The sequence below is a fragment of the Mesorhizobium sp. M7A.F.Ca.CA.004.12.1.1 genome (genome assembly GCF_003997835.1).
Classification (GTDB): Bacteria; Pseudomonadota; Alphaproteobacteria; order Rhizobiales; family Rhizobiaceae; genus Mesorhizobium.
Genome location: NZ_RZRK01000864.1, coordinates 1 through 2,521 on the forward strand (window position 1 = coordinate 1; position 2,521 = coordinate 2,521).

Here is a 2,521-nt window from a genome sequence, read left to right on the forward strand (position 1 = left end):
GTCTTGTGTCGGCTGCCCCATTGGCCGTAAACGGCTGGCTTGAGAAACGGGACGAAACCGATGCCGAAGACCGAAGCCGATTTGATGGCCTTTCTTGCCGAACTCGGCATTGCCACGTCGACGAAGCGCCACCCGCCGCTCTATACCGTCGCCGATTCGCAGGCGCTGCGCGGCGAAATCGCCGGCGGGCACACGAAAAACCTGTTCCTGAAGGACAAGAAGGACAATTTCTTCCTGGTCACCGTCGGCGAGGACGCGGTCGTCGACCTGAAGCAGATCCACCAGGTGATCGGCGCCGCCAGCCGGGTTTCCTTCGGCAAGCCGGAGATGCTGATGGAGCTGCTCGGCGTCACACCGGGCGCCGTCACGGTCTTTGGCGTCATCAACGACACGGCAAACAGGGTCAAGCTCGTGCTCGACAAGGATTTGATGGAGCATGCGGTCATCAATGGGCATCCGCTGACCAATGAGGCGACGACATCGATCGCGGCGCGCGACCTGATCAGATTCGTCGAGGCAACCGGGCACGATGCTGCTATCTTGAAAGTCTCCGTGTGATCGCCACATGGATGGCTTGAGTCAGATGGTCTGAAGCATAGGGCGCCTGGCCGCCGGCCGGCGGCGCCACGGAAGGGTAGAGAGATGAGCGACAACAATCCGTTCGGCGGCTCCTTTGGCGGCAATGGCGGCCAGTACACCACCTCGGTGCAGTATGGTGGAGCCGCGCCGGCGCCGGCGAAAGTCGCGCTTGGCGATGCGCCCGCCGCTCCCGCCGACGTGATCAAGGACACGACGACGGCTGCCTTTGCCGCCGATGTCATCAAGGAATCGCGCCGGCAGCCGGTGCTGGTCGATTTCTGGGCGCCCTGGTGCGGGCCTTGCAAGCAGTTGACGCCGCAGTTGGAGAAGGCGGTCAAGGCCGCCGGCGGCAGGGTCAAGCTGGTGAAGATGAACATCGACGACCATCCCTCGATCGCCGGCCAGCTCGGCATCCAGTCTATCCCGGCGGTCATCGCCTTCAAGGACGGCCAGCCGGGCGATGGCTTCATGGGCGCCATCCCGGAGAGCCAGAGCAACGAATTCATCACCAAGGTCGGCGGCAAGGACAATGGCGCGCCGCCAGTGGCTGAAGCCCTGGCCGCAGCCGTTGAGGCGCGCGCCGCCGGCGACATGCAGACCGCGGCCGACATTTATGACGCCATCCTGGCGCAGGCGCCGGAGACGATCGAGGCGATCGCCGGACTGGGCGAACTGTTGTTCGACGCCGGCGACACGGAAGGCGCCGAGGCGCTTTTGGCAACAGCCCCGGAGGCCAAGAAGGATGCGCCGCCGCTGGCAGCCCTGCGCGCCAGGATGGCGGTTGCGGCGCAGGCGGCGGCTCTCGGCAATCCAGCCGAGTTCGAGCGCCGGCTGGCGGAAAATCCCGGAGATCACCAGGCGCGCTTCGATCTGGCCATGATCCAAAACGCCAACGGCGACCGTACGGCCGCGGCCGACAATCTGCTGGCCATCATCAAGGCCGACCGGGCCTGGAACGAGGATGGCGCGAGGACGCAATTGCTGCAGCTGTTCGAGGCCTGGGGCATGACCGACGAGGCGACGCTGGCGGCGCGCCGCAAATTGTCGGCGCTGCTGTTCTCCTGAGCCGGCTGCCGGTTGTTTTGCCGCACGGGCTTGGCGTCGGCGACGACTGCGCCAGATTAGCTGGTATGACGCGCTTCTGGTGAAGCGATCGGAGGAATATGGTGCAAGCGGGAAACGCGCATTACCGGCTCGCCAAGGATTTGCCGTCGACGATCCCGATCTTTCCGCTCGAGGGTGCGCTTTTGCTGCCGGGAGGTCGCATGCCGCTCAACATCTTCGAGCCGCGCTATCTGCAGATGGTGGACGAGGCGATCGCCGGCCCGCGGCTCATCGGCGTCATCCAGCCCAGTCTCGACGGCGCCTTGCGCGGCGATGGCGAGCCGGAGCTCTGCAATGTCGGTTGCGCCGGCCGCATCATCGCCTTCTCCGAAAGCGGCGACGGCCGCTACCTGATTTCGCTGCAGGGCGTGTGCCGGTTCCGCATCGCCCACGAATTGACGGTCAAGACGCCGTTTCGCCAGTGCAAGCCCGCGCCTTTCCTTGCCGATCTCGACGAGGATCAGGCGGACAACGAGATCGACCGGCCATCGCTGCTCAAGGCGTTTCGCGCCTATCTGCAGGCCAACGATCTGGAGGCCGACTGGGAAAGCGTCAGCCGCGCCGAAATGCCATGCTGGTCAATGCGCTGTCGATGATGGCGCCCTACGGGCCGGCCGAGAAACAGGCGCTGCTCGAAGCAGCCGACCTGAAGACCCGGGCGGAGACGCTGATCGCCATCACCGAAATGGCACTGGCGCGCGAGAATGAGGATTTTGGCTCGAGTTTGCAGTAAGAGTGTCGATATCCAGGTGAGACCGGCCTGCAAATGGTGGCTTCCTGCGCTTCCGGTGCTTGCGTACGAAAAGTACGCTCCGCTCCGGTTCTCGGTATCAGCCAT

General features: G+C 64.6%; 2 protein-coding genes and 1 pseudogene. All 3 read left to right on the plus strand.

Features of this window, described 5'->3' with window-relative positions; translation table 11 throughout:
• Positions 1-60: 60 nt before the first annotated feature.
• Complete coding sequence (locus tag EN984_RS30905) at positions 61-558, plus strand: prolyl-tRNA synthetase associated domain-containing protein (protein ID WP_127271756.1); 498 nt, start codon at positions 61-63, stop codon at positions 556-558.
• Between the two features lie 84 nt (positions 559-642).
• Positions 643-1,644, plus strand: coding sequence for a thioredoxin (gene trxA / locus EN984_RS30910; protein ID WP_127384198.1), 1,002 nt, complete (start codon positions 643-645; stop codon positions 1,642-1,644).
• Positions 1,645-1,745: 101 nt separating this feature from the next.
• Positions 1,746-2,416, plus strand: a pseudogene (locus tag EN984_RS30915) (LON peptidase substrate-binding domain-containing protein).
• Positions 2,417-2,521: the final 105 nt, after the last annotated feature.

Bases quoted from the DNA above. Each gene is read 5' to 3' on its own strand.
- EN984_RS30905 (WP_127271756.1), top strand. From the start codon at position 61: ATGCCGAAGACCGAAGCCGATTTGATGGCCTTTCTTGCCGAACTCGGC.
- trxA (WP_127384198.1), top strand. From the start codon at position 643: ATGAGCGACAACAATCCGTTCGGCGGCTCCTTTGGCGGCAATGGCGGC.